At 38.8% G+C, this 13,593-nt stretch carries 27 protein-coding genes, 1 tRNA gene and 1 pseudogene; 25 read left to right on the forward strand and 4 right to left on the reverse strand.

The annotated features are described in order from the left end of the window. Nucleotides 1-28: 28 nt before the first annotated feature. Nucleotides 29-952, reverse strand: coding sequence for an AraC family transcriptional regulator (locus ACWYN3_RS33625; RefSeq protein ID WP_456218122.1), 924 nt, complete (start codon nucleotides 950-952; stop codon nucleotides 29-31). Nucleotides 953-1,197: 245 nt separating this feature from the next. Here ACWYN3_RS33625 and ACWYN3_RS33630 point away from each other — a divergent pair, with 245 nt between their 5' ends. The 7 genes from ACWYN3_RS33630 (at nucleotide 1,198) to ACWYN3_RS33660 (ending at nucleotide 3,204) form a co-directional block, all read left to right on the forward strand. Further along, nucleotides 1,198-1,740, forward strand: a complete 543-nt coding sequence (locus ACWYN3_RS33630; protein ID WP_456218123.1) for an aldehyde dehydrogenase family protein — start codon at nucleotides 1,198-1,200, stop codon at nucleotides 1,738-1,740. After that, nucleotides 1,740-2,234 (forward strand): aldehyde dehydrogenase family protein, encoded by a 495-nt coding sequence (locus ACWYN3_RS33635; RefSeq protein ID WP_456218124.1) that lies wholly within the window; start codon nucleotides 1,740-1,742, stop codon nucleotides 2,232-2,234. The genes ACWYN3_RS33630 and ACWYN3_RS33635 overlap by 1 nt, the downstream gene beginning before the upstream one ends. Next, the gene (locus tag ACWYN3_RS33640) at nucleotides 2,203-2,418 is read left to right on the forward strand and encodes an aldehyde dehydrogenase family protein (RefSeq protein ID WP_456218125.1); all 216 of its coding nucleotides are present in this window, start codon (nucleotides 2,203-2,205) and stop codon (nucleotides 2,416-2,418) included. Before ACWYN3_RS33635 ends, ACWYN3_RS33640 begins: the two co-directional genes overlap by 32 nt. Continuing rightward, on the forward strand, nucleotides 2,408-2,617 hold the full coding sequence (locus ACWYN3_RS33645) for an aldehyde dehydrogenase family protein (protein WP_456218126.1): 210 nt from the start codon (nucleotides 2,408-2,410) through the stop codon (nucleotides 2,615-2,617). The genes ACWYN3_RS33640 and ACWYN3_RS33645 overlap by 11 nt, the downstream gene beginning before the upstream one ends. 13 nt (nucleotides 2,618-2,630) lie before the next feature. Then, a complete protein-coding gene (locus tag ACWYN3_RS33650) occupies nucleotides 2,631-2,741 on the forward strand; it encodes a DUF779 domain-containing protein (RefSeq protein WP_456218127.1) in 111 nt (36 codons plus the stop codon). Beyond that, nucleotides 2,698-3,015, forward strand: a complete 318-nt coding sequence (locus tag ACWYN3_RS33655; RefSeq protein WP_456218128.1) for a DUF779 domain-containing protein — start codon at nucleotides 2,698-2,700, stop codon at nucleotides 3,013-3,015. Before ACWYN3_RS33650 ends, ACWYN3_RS33655 begins: the two co-directional genes overlap by 44 nt. 116 nt (nucleotides 3,016-3,131) lie before the next feature. Continuing rightward, nucleotides 3,132-3,204 (forward strand) — tRNA-Phe (locus ACWYN3_RS33660). 51 nt (nucleotides 3,205-3,255) lie between these two features. On the opposite strand, the gene ACWYN3_RS33665 is transcribed toward ACWYN3_RS33660, so the two are convergent. The 3 genes from ACWYN3_RS33665 to ACWYN3_RS33675 are packed head-to-tail and all read right to left on the reverse strand — an operon-like array spanning nucleotide 3,256 to nucleotide 4,994. After that, nucleotides 3,256-4,404: a dipeptidase gene (locus ACWYN3_RS33665; protein ID WP_456218129.1), complete on the reverse strand. Its 1,149-nt coding sequence runs from the start codon at nucleotides 4,402-4,404 to the stop codon at nucleotides 3,256-3,258. A gap of 31 nt (nucleotides 4,405-4,435) precedes the next feature. Continuing rightward, on the reverse strand, nucleotides 4,436-4,654 hold the full coding sequence (locus tag ACWYN3_RS33670) for a hypothetical protein (RefSeq protein WP_456218130.1): 219 nt from the start codon (nucleotides 4,652-4,654) through the stop codon (nucleotides 4,436-4,438). A 16-nt stretch (nucleotides 4,655-4,670) separates the two neighbouring features. Further along, on the reverse strand, nucleotides 4,671-4,994 hold the full coding sequence (locus ACWYN3_RS33675) for a hypothetical protein (RefSeq protein WP_456218131.1): 324 nt from the start codon (nucleotides 4,992-4,994) through the stop codon (nucleotides 4,671-4,673). A 33-nt stretch (nucleotides 4,995-5,027) separates the two neighbouring features. On the opposite strand from ACWYN3_RS33675, the gene ACWYN3_RS33680 reads away from it, so the two are divergent. The 18 genes and pseudogenes from ACWYN3_RS33680 (at nucleotide 5,028) to ACWYN3_RS33765 (ending at nucleotide 13,589) form a co-directional block, all read left to right on the forward strand. Beyond that, entirely contained in the window at nucleotides 5,028-5,774 is a 747-nt protein-coding gene (locus tag ACWYN3_RS33680) for a helix-turn-helix domain-containing protein (RefSeq protein ID WP_456218132.1), read from the forward strand. Beyond that, complete coding sequence (locus tag ACWYN3_RS33685) at nucleotides 5,759-5,887, forward strand: AraC family transcriptional regulator (RefSeq protein WP_456223249.1); 129 nt, start codon at nucleotides 5,759-5,761, stop codon at nucleotides 5,885-5,887. Before ACWYN3_RS33680 ends, ACWYN3_RS33685 begins: the two co-directional genes overlap by 16 nt. Before the next feature lie 111 nt (nucleotides 5,888-5,998). Further along, nucleotides 5,999-6,256 (forward strand): DUF417 family protein, encoded by a 258-nt coding sequence (locus tag ACWYN3_RS33690; protein ID WP_456218133.1) that lies wholly within the window; start codon nucleotides 5,999-6,001, stop codon nucleotides 6,254-6,256. Then, complete coding sequence (locus tag ACWYN3_RS33695; RefSeq protein WP_456218134.1) at nucleotides 6,234-6,572, forward strand: DUF417 family protein; 339 nt, start codon at nucleotides 6,234-6,236, stop codon at nucleotides 6,570-6,572. The genes ACWYN3_RS33690 and ACWYN3_RS33695 overlap by 23 nt, the downstream gene beginning before the upstream one ends. Before the next feature lie 36 nt (nucleotides 6,573-6,608). Next, nucleotides 6,609-6,938, forward strand: a complete 330-nt coding sequence (locus tag ACWYN3_RS33700) for a hypothetical protein (RefSeq protein ID WP_456218135.1) — start codon at nucleotides 6,609-6,611, stop codon at nucleotides 6,936-6,938. After that, the gene (locus tag ACWYN3_RS33705) at nucleotides 6,904-7,350 is read left to right on the forward strand and encodes a hypothetical protein (RefSeq protein ID WP_456218136.1); all 447 of its coding nucleotides are present in this window, start codon (nucleotides 6,904-6,906) and stop codon (nucleotides 7,348-7,350) included. The genes ACWYN3_RS33700 and ACWYN3_RS33705 overlap by 35 nt, the downstream gene beginning before the upstream one ends. Beyond that, the gene (locus ACWYN3_RS33710) at nucleotides 7,236-7,484 is read left to right on the forward strand and encodes a helix-turn-helix transcriptional regulator (protein WP_456218137.1); all 249 of its coding nucleotides are present in this window, start codon (nucleotides 7,236-7,238) and stop codon (nucleotides 7,482-7,484) included. The genes ACWYN3_RS33705 and ACWYN3_RS33710 overlap by 115 nt, the downstream gene beginning before the upstream one ends. Nucleotides 7,485-7,603: 119 nt before the next feature. Next, nucleotides 7,604-7,921, forward strand: coding sequence for an ester cyclase (locus tag ACWYN3_RS33715; protein WP_456218138.1), 318 nt, complete (start codon nucleotides 7,604-7,606; stop codon nucleotides 7,919-7,921). A 367-nt stretch (nucleotides 7,922-8,288) separates the two neighbouring features. Beyond that, complete coding sequence (locus tag ACWYN3_RS33720; protein ID WP_456223250.1) at nucleotides 8,289-9,257, forward strand: GMC family oxidoreductase N-terminal domain-containing protein; 969 nt, start codon at nucleotides 8,289-8,291, stop codon at nucleotides 9,255-9,257. Next, the gene (locus tag ACWYN3_RS33725; protein WP_456218139.1) at nucleotides 9,250-9,909 is read left to right on the forward strand and encodes a GMC oxidoreductase; all 660 of its coding nucleotides are present in this window, start codon (nucleotides 9,250-9,252) and stop codon (nucleotides 9,907-9,909) included. Before ACWYN3_RS33720 ends, ACWYN3_RS33725 begins: the two co-directional genes overlap by 8 nt. A gap of 205 nt (nucleotides 9,910-10,114) precedes the next feature. Next, a pseudogene (locus tag ACWYN3_RS33730) lies at nucleotides 10,115-10,542 on the forward strand (gluconate 2-dehydrogenase subunit 3 family protein). Nucleotides 10,543-10,731: 189 nt separating this feature from the next. After that, nucleotides 10,732-11,619 (forward strand): gluconate:H+ symporter, encoded by an 888-nt coding sequence (locus ACWYN3_RS33735; RefSeq protein ID WP_456218140.1) that lies wholly within the window; start codon nucleotides 10,732-10,734, stop codon nucleotides 11,617-11,619. Nucleotides 11,620-11,648: 29 nt separating this feature from the next. After that, complete coding sequence (locus tag ACWYN3_RS33740; RefSeq protein ID WP_456218141.1) at nucleotides 11,649-11,984, forward strand: GntT/GntP/DsdX family permease; 336 nt, start codon at nucleotides 11,649-11,651, stop codon at nucleotides 11,982-11,984. A 14-nt stretch (nucleotides 11,985-11,998) separates the two neighbouring features. After that, complete coding sequence (locus tag ACWYN3_RS33745; protein ID WP_456218142.1) at nucleotides 11,999-12,280, forward strand: RidA family protein; 282 nt, start codon at nucleotides 11,999-12,001, stop codon at nucleotides 12,278-12,280. Beyond that, the gene (locus ACWYN3_RS33750) at nucleotides 12,277-12,474 is read left to right on the forward strand and encodes a RidA family protein (RefSeq protein ID WP_456218143.1); all 198 of its coding nucleotides are present in this window, start codon (nucleotides 12,277-12,279) and stop codon (nucleotides 12,472-12,474) included. The genes ACWYN3_RS33745 and ACWYN3_RS33750 overlap by 4 nt, the downstream gene beginning before the upstream one ends. Then, the gene (locus ACWYN3_RS33755; RefSeq protein ID WP_456218144.1) at nucleotides 12,467-12,787 is read left to right on the forward strand and encodes an alanine racemase; all 321 of its coding nucleotides are present in this window, start codon (nucleotides 12,467-12,469) and stop codon (nucleotides 12,785-12,787) included. Before ACWYN3_RS33750 ends, ACWYN3_RS33755 begins: the two co-directional genes overlap by 8 nt. A gap of 32 nt (nucleotides 12,788-12,819) precedes the next feature. Next, nucleotides 12,820-13,266, forward strand: a complete 447-nt coding sequence (locus ACWYN3_RS33760; protein WP_456218145.1) for an alanine racemase — start codon at nucleotides 12,820-12,822, stop codon at nucleotides 13,264-13,266. A gap of 20 nt (nucleotides 13,267-13,286) precedes the next feature. Then, nucleotides 13,287-13,589 (forward strand): hypothetical protein, encoded by a 303-nt coding sequence (locus ACWYN3_RS33765; RefSeq protein ID WP_456218146.1) that lies wholly within the window; start codon nucleotides 13,287-13,289, stop codon nucleotides 13,587-13,589. Nucleotides 13,590-13,593 lie beyond the last annotated feature (4 nt).

Here is a 13,593-nt window from a genome sequence, read left to right on the forward strand (position 1 = left end):
TTGTTTATTAAAAGATATTTTTATTTTTTTAAATTAATCCTGATAACTGTATTTGGTAATTTCCTGGAGTAATCCCTTCCAGTTTCTTGAATACACGGATAAAGTAATTGGCGTCGCTAAAACCAAGATCATAACTAATTGCTGTAATCTTTAAACCTGGTTTGGCCAGCATTTGTTTCGCACAGTTGATCTTTTCCGTCAGGATGAAATCGTTAGGACTGATTCCCAGTTCACGTTTAAATAACCTGTAAAAAGTAGCTTTGCTCATACAAGCCTTGCTGCTTAAACTATTGATACTTATTTTTTCGTTCAGATTTGCTTTGATATAACCAATTACATAAGCTAAAGGATTCTGACTGGCATATGCACTATGCTGACCAATGGTTTTTAAATTTTGCGTTTGCATAATTCTGACCAGTAATCCTTTCAGCGTCAAATCTGCCAGTACATCCTTCTCTTTTGATCCTTCTGCACAGATTCTGATAATCTTATTGATTAAAAAGGAGATTTCTTCATTGTTGTAAAAATGGTATTCATCATAATTGAGTGCCCATTGCTGACCTGTTGTTGCCTTAGGAAAATATTCATTAAGATACCGGATAGTCTGCTTAATCTGATCATTACCTATGGCCAGGGCGATACATTGAGCCGGGTTCTGGCCCGAGGCTTCAGGAAAATCTATTTGCATGGCCTGCGAAGGGGGTACAATTACGGTTTCTCCGGGGAGATAATCAAAGCTTTTTTTATCAGAGAGATGCATGACCTTTTTGCCACGCAGCATACTGGTTATGACAAAATCATTAAATACTAAAGGGACTTTATAGGACTCAGAATGGATTTCAAAAACGTTCAGTTCGCAGCGTTCCAGCGTATAGGCTGTTCTGTTTTCTACTAAGGTTTGTAAACCAGCTTCATTACTCAGTTCAACAAGATTTAATTTATGCTGTATCATAACCTGTAGTTTTGGTTAGTGCTAAGGTGTATTCTCAAATATAAATTTATTTCAATACTGTTACCAATTGTGCAACGATAATGCTACTACTTGCTACAATTGTCCTACCACTGCTTTCAATTAGCTGTTAGGTTTGTATGAACCAAATCATAAATTCAGACAATCATGGAAAGACCGGCATTTAAAACTTATTATGATAAATTTTATCGGAGGCAAATTTGTCCCGCCAGTAAAAGGCATATACTTTGATAATATCTCTCTGTGTAGACGGAAAAGTATTTACCAAAGCAGCAAGATCTTCTAAAGAAGATGTAAAGCTGGCGCTGGATGCTGCACATGAGGCCTTTAAAACATGGAGTAAAAGTTCTCCGACCTACAGAAGTAATATTCTTTTGAAAGTTGCGCAGAGAATAGAAGATAATTTAACTTACCTCGCTACCGTAGAAACTATAGATAACGGAAAGGCGATACGGGAAACACTAGCGGCAGATTTACCGCTCGTTGTAGACCATTTCAGATATTTTGCTGGTATAATAAGAGGTGAAGAAGGTACGATCGCGGAGCACGATGAACATACCGTTAGTATTGTACTGCATGAACCGATAGGAGTCGTGGCGCAGATTATCCCCTGGAATTTTCCTTTATTAATGGCCATATGGAAAATCGCTCCGGCATTAGCTGCTGGTTGCTGTACCGTTGTTAAACCAGCAGAGCAGACACCAGTTTCTATCATCATTTTAATGGAACTGACTGGTGATATTTTGCCTCCCGGAGTATTAAACACATAGTGAATGGTTATGGTTTGGAGGTAGGGAAACCACTCGCTACTTCACCAAGAATAGCTAAAGTAGCTTTTACAGGAAGTACAACTTCAGGGCGTTTAATTATGCAGTATGCTGCGGAGAATATCATTCCTTCTACCATGGAGCTGGGCGGAAAGTCACCTAATATATTTTTTGAATCTGTAGCTGCTCAGGATGATGAGTTTTTTGATAAAGCAGTAGAAGGAGCAGTCATGTTTGCTTTAAATCAGGGTGAAATCTGTACATGTCCTTCGCGTCTTTTAATACAGGAAAGTATTTACGATCAGTTTATTGCCCGTGTAATTGAACGTACAAAAGCGATTAAAACTTTGAACCCATTGGATCAGGAAAGTATGATGGGTGCACAAACTTCTAATGAGCAGTATCAAAAAATACTATCCTATATTAAAATAGGAATAGAAGAGGGTGCAGCAGTTTTAACAGGAGGTGAAATTAATAAATTGGCGGGAGATCTCTGAAACAGGTTATTATATCGAACCGACGATTTTTAAAGGGCATAATAAGATGCGTATTTTTCAGGAAGAGATATTCGGCCCGGTGCTTTGCGTAACTACATTTAAAACTGTAGAGGAAGCTATCGAAATTGCCAATGATACTTTATATGGGTTAGGTGCCGGCGTATGGACACGTGATGCAACATGAGTTATATCAGGTGCCGCGTGCTATACAGGCTGGTCGTGTGTGGGTGAATCAGTATCATGCTTATCCTGCTCATGCGCCATTTGGTGGATATAAAAAATCCGGCTTTGGCAGAGAAAATCATAAGATGATGCTTGACCATTACAGAAGCGTTAAAAACATGTTGATCTCTTATGATAAAAATAAATTGGGCTTCTTTTAAATCATTTTCAACCATGGGCAGCAAAAGGATTTTGGTTACTGAAAAGGCTATTGGTGTAATCAATCAGCTTAAAACAGAGTATGGTGAGTTATTTTTTCATCAGAGCGGAGGGTGCTGCCTGTGAAGGATCTTATCCGCATTGTTTTGAAAAAGGTGGTTTTCTGATCGGTTCTAACGATGTTTGTCTTGGAGAGATTGAAGGCTGTAAGTTCTATATGGCTGGAGATCAGTTCGAATACTGGAAACATACCCAGTTAACATTAGATGTGATGGAGGGGAGAGCCGCTGGCTTCTCCCTTGAATCAACCTTGGATATAGGGTTTATCATGCATTCAAGGCTGTTTACTGAGGAAGAATTAGCAACGCTGGAACCTGTAATTTCGGGCGCTGAAGAATAAAAATGCATTATTTTTAAATTAAAGTGCTTAACCGTTTTGAAATTCAAAAAAAGAAACTACATTTGCAGCCCACCAACCGAGGTGGAGCATGGTTGAAATCATGTTAATAAAAGGATGGTGCGGTAGCTCAGTCGGTAGAGCAAAGGATTGAAAATCCTTGTGTCGCCGGTTCGATCCCGGCCCACACCACTGCAAAAAGCTTCAGAGAAATCTGGAGCTTTTTTTTGTTTAAAAGTCGTTTTACTTCCCTGTATTTGCAGTTAGCACCCTTAAGAAATTCCCGCCAAATATCAGTCCGATTGTTTCTTCTTTATAGCCTATTTTACGTAATTCAGCAGCTATCTTAGGGTAATCAACTACAGAATCCAATCCTACAGGATAAGATTCAGATCCGTCAAAATCGGAACCTATGCCTACATGTTCAGCACCCATAACTTTAACCATATGATCAATATGCTGAATCAGCATACGCAGAGGCGGACGCATTTTGTCAGCTTCCGCTTTGTGCAGTTCATTGAGTTTCATTGAAGCATAAGGACCATAAATCTTATTTAAGGAGTTTAATTCTTTTGCATACTTTTTAAGGAAAAGTTGTTCCTTAGCATCATAAGAAGGGTCTAAAAAGCCACTATAAAAATTAACGAAAGCCACGCCACCATTCCTGGCTAATGCTTTAAGCTGCTTATCTTTTAAATTACGCCTGTGGGGATTCAGACTATAAGCGCAACTATGTGAGGCAATAACTGGCTTAGCAGTTGAAGCTAATACATCATAAAATGTAGCTTCACCAACATGAGAGATATCGACTATTACACCCAAAGTGTTTAGGCGATGAACAATTTTTTTACCAAAATCACTAAGCCCTTTATGCTTTAACTTAGTTTTGCCTGAAGTTTCATCTCTGGCCGAAGTGGCCCATGGAGTGCTGTTATTCCAGGTTAAGGTTAAATACCGCATACCCCGTTTTGCCAGGCTATCTAAATAATCCATACGGTTCTCGATCATATGACCACCTTCAACACCAATTAAAGCAGCAAGACGATTTTGTTTATAAGCCTGTCTTAATTCTGTAGCATTCTTTACCAGTACAATTTTTTTTGGATTACGTTTGATCAATGCATATAAAGAATCTATTTCCCGGTTAGCCCTTGAAAATGCCTTGCCTTTTCCCAGGCTTTCATCACACCAAATAGAAAATACCTGGGCATTTAATCCCCCTTTGGCGGCTCTGACCAGATCAAAATTGCCTGAATGGTGTAGCTTGCCCAGATCTGCCCTGGTTAGCAGCTGTGAAGAAAGTACATCATTATGCGTATCAACTAATAAATGTTGTTGTGCCTGTGATTTGAATAGGATCAGAAAAAATAGAGAAAAGAGTAATGACTTCATATATTTTGTTTTTCTATAGTTTTTGCACGTATTATACTTGTTCCTGATCTCTTTTTACATGATCCGCAAGCTTAAAGCCAGTATCGCCAATCTTCTTATCATCTAAAAACAATAATACCACTAACGAGACAATTGGAATCAGGAACGAAATAAAAAACCAGAACCAAAAACTTCTGCCCTGGCTTTTTGCAAAGATGCCAGCGATAGCTTGTGGTAATATTAAGCCCAGTATTAAAACAAATTCAAGCATAAAAATCTCTAAAAGGCTAAATCATGTACAATTTAATCATTAAGCCTGATATGCAGAGTTGATCAGACTCATCAGTACCATTAAGTGCCCAGCCCAGACCTGAAATAATACACAATACAGAACCCAGATTATTCTTTTTATCTGAAATGGACAATAGACCATAGACAAAAGAAACAGGCAATATAATCCTTACGGCATAAGTTATAATTTTATACGTCGTATCGGGGGCTACCTTCATTTCATAACTCGCATCAACTTCAAAAAATGTCAGGATAATAGATATAATTAATAGTATTAATGATATCATTGCATAGCGGAACGATCTTTTGGCAGCATTCATATTTTTGTAAATATTTCTAAATCTAATCAATTAATGAAAAAGATATTTTCAAAATCAGGAGAATATTTACTTGGTGTAAAGAAAACAGACGGATGTGATTTAAGTATACCTACGCAATTTTCTTCTTATACCATTCTTTTTGTACCAGAGGGGGAGGGAATATATCATGCAGATTTTGGAAGTTTTCCGTTTACCGGGCCAGTACTTTTATTCTCTACCCCATTACAGGTTATTCATATTGAGCAAATCAAGCCAATAAAAATTTTCATGTTGCAGTTCCACGGAGATTTTTATTGTATAGAATATCACCGTACAGAAGTATCCTGCAATGGTCTTTTGTTTAATAACATTTACATTGCCCCGGTCGTGGTTTTGGATGATAACGAAACCCGTATTTTTGATCATCTGCTAAATGACCTCGAAGAAGAATTTAATCAGAAGCAACCCTCAGAAATAGTGCTCAGGGCATATCTTCAATTGTTTCTCGCCAAATCAAGCAGTATTAAAATTAAATCAATCTCAGATCCCCGTGAGGAGCCAAAGCAGGATGAACAGATGGAGCAATTCCGTCTTCTATTAGAAGAACATTATGTTACTTTGCGTAAGCCTCTTGATTATGCCAGATTACTGGCGATGTCACCCAATAACCTGACTAAACGCTGTACCCGGTACTTTAGAAAATCACCCTCACAACTTATTCAGGAAAGACTAATACTGGAAGCCAAAAAGCAATTACACCTTACCCCCGTCTCAGTATTAAGGAAATTGCCTATTCACTAAATTTCACTGACGAATTCTATTTCAGCAGAGTTTTTAAAAAAGTAACGAAAGTTTCGCCTCAAATATTCAGAGACAGAACTGGAATCTCCGTAATGGCAGATTTATCCAAGTAATATCCCGTACCGTCCATGTTAACCGCCTATTGGCTTATCTAGATTTGTATTGATATTCAACTCCTGATATACAGGATGAAGAATCTATTAATAAATTTCAAATCTTTTTTTATGAAACCTTCTTTTTTAAACACCATCGCTCACCTTGATCAGTACGGGAAAAATGTAATCCGGTTCGGTATTGTTTTAGTCTTCCTCTGGATCGGAGGATTAAAGTTTTTTACATACGAAGCTGATGGTATTGTTCCTTTTGTAGCTAATAGTCCGTTGATGTCTTTTTTCTATAATCATCCCGCAGATTATAAAACCCATATGAATAAAGAAGGTGAGCTGATCCCGGCAAATCATGAGTGGCATGTCGCCCAATAATACCTATGGATTTTCAAAAGGATTGGGCACTTTTCTGATTATTCTTGCTGTTTTCATCGCCCTGCATAAAATAACGCCATTATCTAGCATGATTGCAAGTTTGCTTATTTTTCTGATGACGCTGGGGACACTTTCTTTTCTGATTACAACCCCCGAAAGCTGGGTGCCGCATTTAACAGATAATCAATGGGGTTTCCCATACCTTTCAGGAAGAGGCAGACTGGTGATTAAAGATGTTGTGATCCTTGGAGCTGCAATTATTACCATGAGTGAATCTGCAAAACTTTACCTGCAACGCCGGAAATTGAAAGAATAGGGTTACCTTCAATTGTTCAAATTATTTTGTGATAAGATGGCATTGAATATTTATAATCTACCTAATGATTTAACGCCCGGAGAGGTTAGGGAAAGCAAGTCTGTGATTATCAGGCGATATAAGGCACTGCATAATAGCACGAAGAATAAAATTATTCTGCATCAGAATATGATTAACTTATTAATCAGTGGTACAAAAACAATAACCTATCTCAACGGAACTATTACAATCCATGAGGGCGAGTTTTTGATTCTTTCCAAAGGCAATTGCCTGACTTCCGAGATATTACCCAAACAAGAATTATTTAGCAGTATTCTTCTCTATTTTAGTAATGAGCAGCTCTCTGATTTTTTTTATAAAATATGAGTCTTCTTTAAAAGAGGAAGAAGTAAATGATCAAAAGCCTTATCTCATTTTTAAACAAGATGCTTTCATTCTCAATTATATTAATTCTTTAAATCTGCTTTTACAATCGGGAATAGTATTAAGTGATGAATTCAATTTACTAAAGCTGGAAGAGTTGCTGCTTTACCTGCTTAAGCTTTACCCTGAAAAATTGCGGTCGTTACTGATCGTTGCCAAGGATAACGAGGATATGCAGCTAAGAAAGGCTGTTGAAAGTCATATCGGTCATTCTATTACGGTAGAAGACCTCGCCTTTCTATGCTATGCAATTACAGTATATCTACTTTTAAAAGAAAGTTTAGAAGTATCTATGCTACTTCTCCCCAAAAATGGTTTTTACAACGTAAAATGCAGCTTGCTGCTGATTTATTGAAACATCCGGACGAAAGACCTGGTGTAGTATATCAAAAAATAGGCTATGAAAACCATTCCAGCTTCACGCAGTATTTTAAGCAATATTATGGGATGACCCCCAGGAAATATCGCGATTTGAACGTCCAGCCTTAAAGTTTGAACTTCTAACCTTATCAGCTGCTTTTCAACCAGTCCTATCTTTGTTTTGTATAAACGGAGCTTCATAAATAAGCTCCTGAAAAAACAGAAATTAAGAAACCCAACTGTAAAACATGGAAACTCAACTGAAAAAAAACAAAGCAATAATCAGACGCTTCAATCTCGAAGTTATTGAACAAGGGAATTTGGAAAGCTTCAAAGAGCTGATGAACGATCAGTTTATTAACAGAACAGCACCTGAAGGAATTGATAATGGTCCCGGAGGAATGATTTATACCTTTAATCAAATATTAAGACCGGCTTTTCCTGATCTGAAAGTCACTATTTATGAACAGCTGGCGGAAGGTGATCTGGTCACCACACGGAAAACGATTACAGGAACACATGATGGTATATTTATGGGGGGGTACCACCAACAGATAAAAAAATAATAATTCATGTGATCGATATTGTGAGGGTTATAAATGGTCAATACTATGAACACTGGGGACTCAATACACTTTCTAACGTGCTAAATCAATTAGCTGCGGAATAGGTAATAAACCAGCCTGTTAAATTAAATTGAAGTTGGAATCTTCATCAGTAACTTATTTGATAAAAATTCTGAAATTTAATTTTTAATACTAAATTACGTACACCAAATACGAGCTAAAACCATTTAATATTAAAAGCAGGTAGTATGAACGAATTTCAAATTAAAAAGTCAGACGTCGAATATGACGCCATAATAGTTGGGTCAGGAGCAGGCGGTGGGATGGCAGGATATACGTACTGGCAAATGCTGGTCAGAAAGTATTGATGCTGGAAGCAGGTGCTTATTTTGATCCGCGCCTTGATGCGCAGCAACTAAAATGGCCATGGGAATCTCCAAGGCGTGGTGCAGGTACTGTACGACCGTTCGGTGATTTCGATGCTGCTTATGGAGGCTGGGAACTTGAAGGAGAACCTTACACCCAAAAGAATAATTCTGAGTTTGCCTGGTTCCGTTCAAGGATGTTGGGCGGCAGAACCAATCACTGGGGACGTATCTCTCTGAGGATGGGGCCTGATGATTTTAAATGTAAAGACGGACTGACAGATAACTGGCCGATTACTTATGATGAGATCAAGCCTTTTTATGATAAAGTTGACCGCTTAATTGGTATCTACGGAACCGTTGAAGGGATAGAAAGTGAACCTGATGGTATTTTTATGGCTCCGCCAAAGCCCAGGTTAAATGAACTGTTCATCAAAAAAGCGGCTAAAAAAAATGGTGTAACTGTAATTGCTGGCAGAGGCTCAGTATTAACCGAAGCACTACCAAATAATAAAGATCGTGCCCCTTGTTTCTATTGCGGGCAATGTGGCAGAAGCTGTAAAGTTTACGGTGATTTTTCTTCTTCTTCTTGCCTGGTTATACCGGCAGTGAAAACAGGAAACCTGACTGTAATTACCAATGCGATGGTACGCGAAGTACTAACCGATAAAGGCGGTCTGGCTACAGGTGTATCTTATGTAGATAAAACTACGATGGAAGAACACCAGGTTAGAGGGAAAGTAGTTATCCTTGGAGCCAGTGCTTGCGAATCTGCCCGTTTGTTGCTTAATTCTAAATCCGTAGCTCACCCTAATGGTCTGGCTAATAACAGTAACGTAGTAGGCAAGTATCTGCATGATTCTACAGGAGCAAGTTTAGGTGGCTTTCTACCACAATTATTAGATCGTAAACGTTACAATGAAGATGGTGTAGGAAGCGTTCACATTTACTCTCCATGGTGGCTTGAATAAAAAATTAGACTTTCCACGCGGTTATCATATTGAATATGGTGGGGGATTACACATGCCAGGCTATGGTTTTGGTGGCGGTATAGAAAACATGAACGGTGCAGTACCCGGCAAAGATGGTAAAATGAAAGAAGCCGGTGGATATGGTATAGGTCTGAAAGATGATTACAGACGCTTCTTTGGTACACAAGTTGGCATGGCCGGACGTGGAACAGCGATAGCAAGAGAATCTAACTACTGTGAGATTGACCCTGAAGTTGTAGATAAATATGGTATTCCAGTGCTCCGTTTTAATTATAAATGGGCAAATGAAGAGGTAAAACAAGCCAAACATATGCAAGAGACTTTCCAGGAAATGATGCATACTATGGGTGCTATTGTGACCTCAAAAATTCATGGCCCTGAAGATAATTACGGATTGGAAGCTCCAGGTAAAATCATCCATGAAGTAGGTACAGTAAGAATGGGAGACGATCCAAAGAAATCTGCATTAAATAAATGGTGTCAGGCACATGATTGTAAAAATCTATTTGTCGTAGATGCTGCCCCTTTTGTACAACAAGGTGATAAAAATGCAACCTGGACTATTCTTGCGTTATCAATGCGTACCGCAGAATATATCCTTGCAGAAAAGAAAAAACTAAACCTTAGCTAACGCAGATATGAACAGACGTGAATCACTAAAAGCCTTAGGCTTAACGGCTATAAGTTCAGCAGTATTGCTGGAGGCCTGTAAGCCAGGAGCGCTCAAAACAGAAAAAGCATTGGATGAAAAAGCTGCTGCCCAACCAGGCAGAGAGGCTTTCGAAGTAGAGAGAGACAATGCTTTAAATGCAGCGAAATTTTTTAACGAACATGAAATGGCCACTATTGCTATTCTCTCGGACATTATCATCCCAAAAGATGGAAAGTCAGGAAGTGCAACGGATGCTAAAGTGCCTGAATTTATTGAATTTATCGTCAAAGATATGCCCGGTCACCAGACGCCTATGCGTGGCGTTTAAAATGGTTAGATATCCAATGCCTTAACCGTTTCCAAAAAACGTTTAAAGAAGCATCAGAAAAACAGCGTATCGAAATGGTTGAAGATATTGCTTACCCTAAAAAAGTTAAACCAGGTATGCAGCAGGGAGCAGCTTTTTTTAGTTTAATGAGAGATTTGACGGCCTCTGGATTTTTTACTACAGAAATGGGCGTGAAGGATTTAGGTTATGTTGGAAATGTACCTAATAAATGGACCGGAGTACCTGCTGATGTATTAAAACAGTACGGAATGGAGAATGTTTAAATCATATGGTTTAACAGCATAAATAAACTGCTGAAAACGCAATTTTTTAAGCTGTAAACACGCAGTGTAACAATAATATACGGATTAAAATCCGTATATTATTTGCTCATAAAAAAAGCGAAATGACCCTTATTATTGTACTGTTATGCATTCTTTTACTGATCGTTATGGTATCCGCTTTGCGGATCAATGCCTTCTCTCTCTTTTCTCGTCGTCGTCTCCATCGTTGCTGGTATCGCACTGGGTATCCCGCTTGATAAAATTGCCGGCTCTGTTCAGAAAGGAATAGGTGATGTACTCGGTTCATTACTGATCATTATTACTGTCGGAGCGATGTTGGGAAAACTGGTTGCTGACAGTGGTGCAGCCCAGAGAATTGCTTCCGTTATTATGAACATCTGCGGAAAGAAATATATTCAATGGGGAGTCGTAGTTACAGGGTTTCTCATCGGTATCCCACTTTTTTATGGAATAGGCTTTGTCTTAATGATCCCGCTTATTTTTTCTGTGGTTTACAAATACAAAATACCAGCAATTTATATCGGCTTGCCCATGCTTGCTGCTCTGTCTGTAACGCACGGATTTCTTCCACCGCATCCTTCACCATCCGCTTTAGTTATACAGTTTAAAGCTAATATGGGGCTTACCCTTTTATACGGTTTGATCGTTGCCATACCTGCAATTATTATTGGGGGGCCTCTTTTTGCAAGAACTTTAAAAAATATTCCTTCTACACCCTTAAAAAGTTTTGTTCCTGTCGAAAAACCAGAGAACGAACTACCCGGAACTTTCAATAGTTTCTTTACTGCTCTTTTGCCGGTTTTACTGCTGGTCATTGCAGCGGTATTTTTTTTTTATGCCAGCCGGATGCCAGGGTTGGCAAATATAATAGCACTTGCCGGAGAGTCAAATGTAGTGATGCTGATCGCATTGACCACAGCTACGCTTACACTTGGTATTTTTCAGGGTAAGAAAGTGACTTATCTGATGGATCTTTATGGAGATGCTGTTAAAGATGTGGCCATGATTCTTCTGATTATCGGAGGTTCAGGTGCATTAAAAAACAAATACTTGTAGATAGTGGTGTAAGTGGAGAAATCGCCATCATGTTAAAAGAATTACACATGCAGCCTTTGTTTTTAGGTTGGCTGATTGCCGCTGTAATCAGATTTTGTGTTGGCTCAGCTACAGTAGCTGGGTTAACAACGGCTGGGATTATCTTACCTTTAATGATTGCAACCAATACAAATCCCAATTTGATGGTATTGGCGGTTGGGGCAGGAAGTTTAATGTTCTCCCATGTAAATGATAGTGGGTTCTGGATGTTTAAAGAATATTTCAACCTCAGCCTGAAAAATACATTTAAGTCATGGGCATTAATGGAGTCAATTGTTGGGATCGTAGGCCTGATAGGCGTACTTTTATTAAATCAAATTATCTAATAGAATATATCACAATGGAAAATTTAAGTGCAGAAGCGCAATTCGCAAAACTGGGATTAACATTACCACCAGCACCGACACCTCTAGGAGTTTATAAACCATATTTGATAGATGGTAAATATCTTTATCTATCTGGACATGGGCCTGTAAATGATGATAAAAGTCTGATTATTGGCCGCATTGGTGCAGATCTTAGTCAGGAAGAAGGTAAATTGGCAGCAAGACAAGTCGGTTTAACCATGTTATCTACCATCAAAACCAATCTGGGTACTTTGAACCGTGTAAAAAAAGAGTGATCAAAGTTTTAGGAATGGTCAATTGTACCTCTGACTTCGAAAAACACCCATTCATTATCAACGGCTGCAGTGAATTATTTGCGCAGGTATGGGGAGAAGAAAATGGAATTGGTACACGCAGTGCGGTAGGTTTTGGCTCATTGCCAGATAATATTCCTGTAGAAATCGAGGCGATGTTTGAATTGCATGAGTAATATGGATCAAACAGACTGGTATTTGATTGACGAGGTGGATCAGCTTGATTCGCCCGCCCTGGTATTTTATCAGGAAAGGATGACTGCGAATATTGAAAAATTAAAGCAGAGTATTGGTGATATAAACAGGTTGCGACCACATGTTAAAACCCATAAAACCATTGAAATCACTCAGCAACTATTAGGGGCTGGCATCACTAAATTTAAATGTGCAACTATTGCCGAAGCAGAAATGCTGGCTATCAGTAAAGCACCTGATGTATTATTAGCCTATCAGCCCACGGGCCTAAAATTGATAGATTTATTCAGCTGATCAAAACCTATCCGGAAACTTCTTTTTCGTGTTTGATAGACAATGAGTTTTCTTTAAAGTCGATTGCCCGTGGAGCATTAGCAGCAGGAGTGGTCATACGTCTTTTTATAGATCTGAACGTGGGGATGAACAGAACTGGTATTCATGCTGAACACGAGGCGCTGGAACTTTATGAATCTGCTATAGCTGAAAAGGGTGTGGAGATATTGGGGTTACATGCTTATGATGGTCACATCCATGATGCAGATTACACCATCAGAGAGAAAAAAGCTGCGGGTGTACTTGCATCTATTAGTAAATTAACAAAACGGCTGGTCTGGAAAGGGATGCCCGAACCAGTAATTATTGCAGGAGGGACACCAACCTTTCCTATTTATGCAAAACTGGAATATCTGGAATGCAGCCCCGGAACTTTTATTCTTTGGGATAAAGGATATCAGGATGCTTTTCAGGAACAGGGTTATCTGACTGTGCGGTAGTAATAACCCGTGTAATTTCATTGACAGATGCTACAAAAGTCACAGTAGACCTCGGGCATAAATCTGTCGCTGCAGAAAACGTATTAAAAAGAAGAGTCTATTTCTTAAATGCACCCAACGCAGAAGCTGTAAGTCAGAGTGAAGAACATCTGGTTCTGGAGCTGGGGCCCGATCATGGTTTTCAGATAGGCGATGTCTTGTATGGTTTACCTATACATATTTGTCCTACAGTAGCGCTTTACGGTAATGCGACTATTGTTACCAATCATAAAATAACAGGAGGGTGGAAGATAATTTCAAGGGAGAGGAAGATTAATATTTAATTTT

It is taken from the genome of Pedobacter sp. NJ-S-72, from assembly GCF_053890575.1.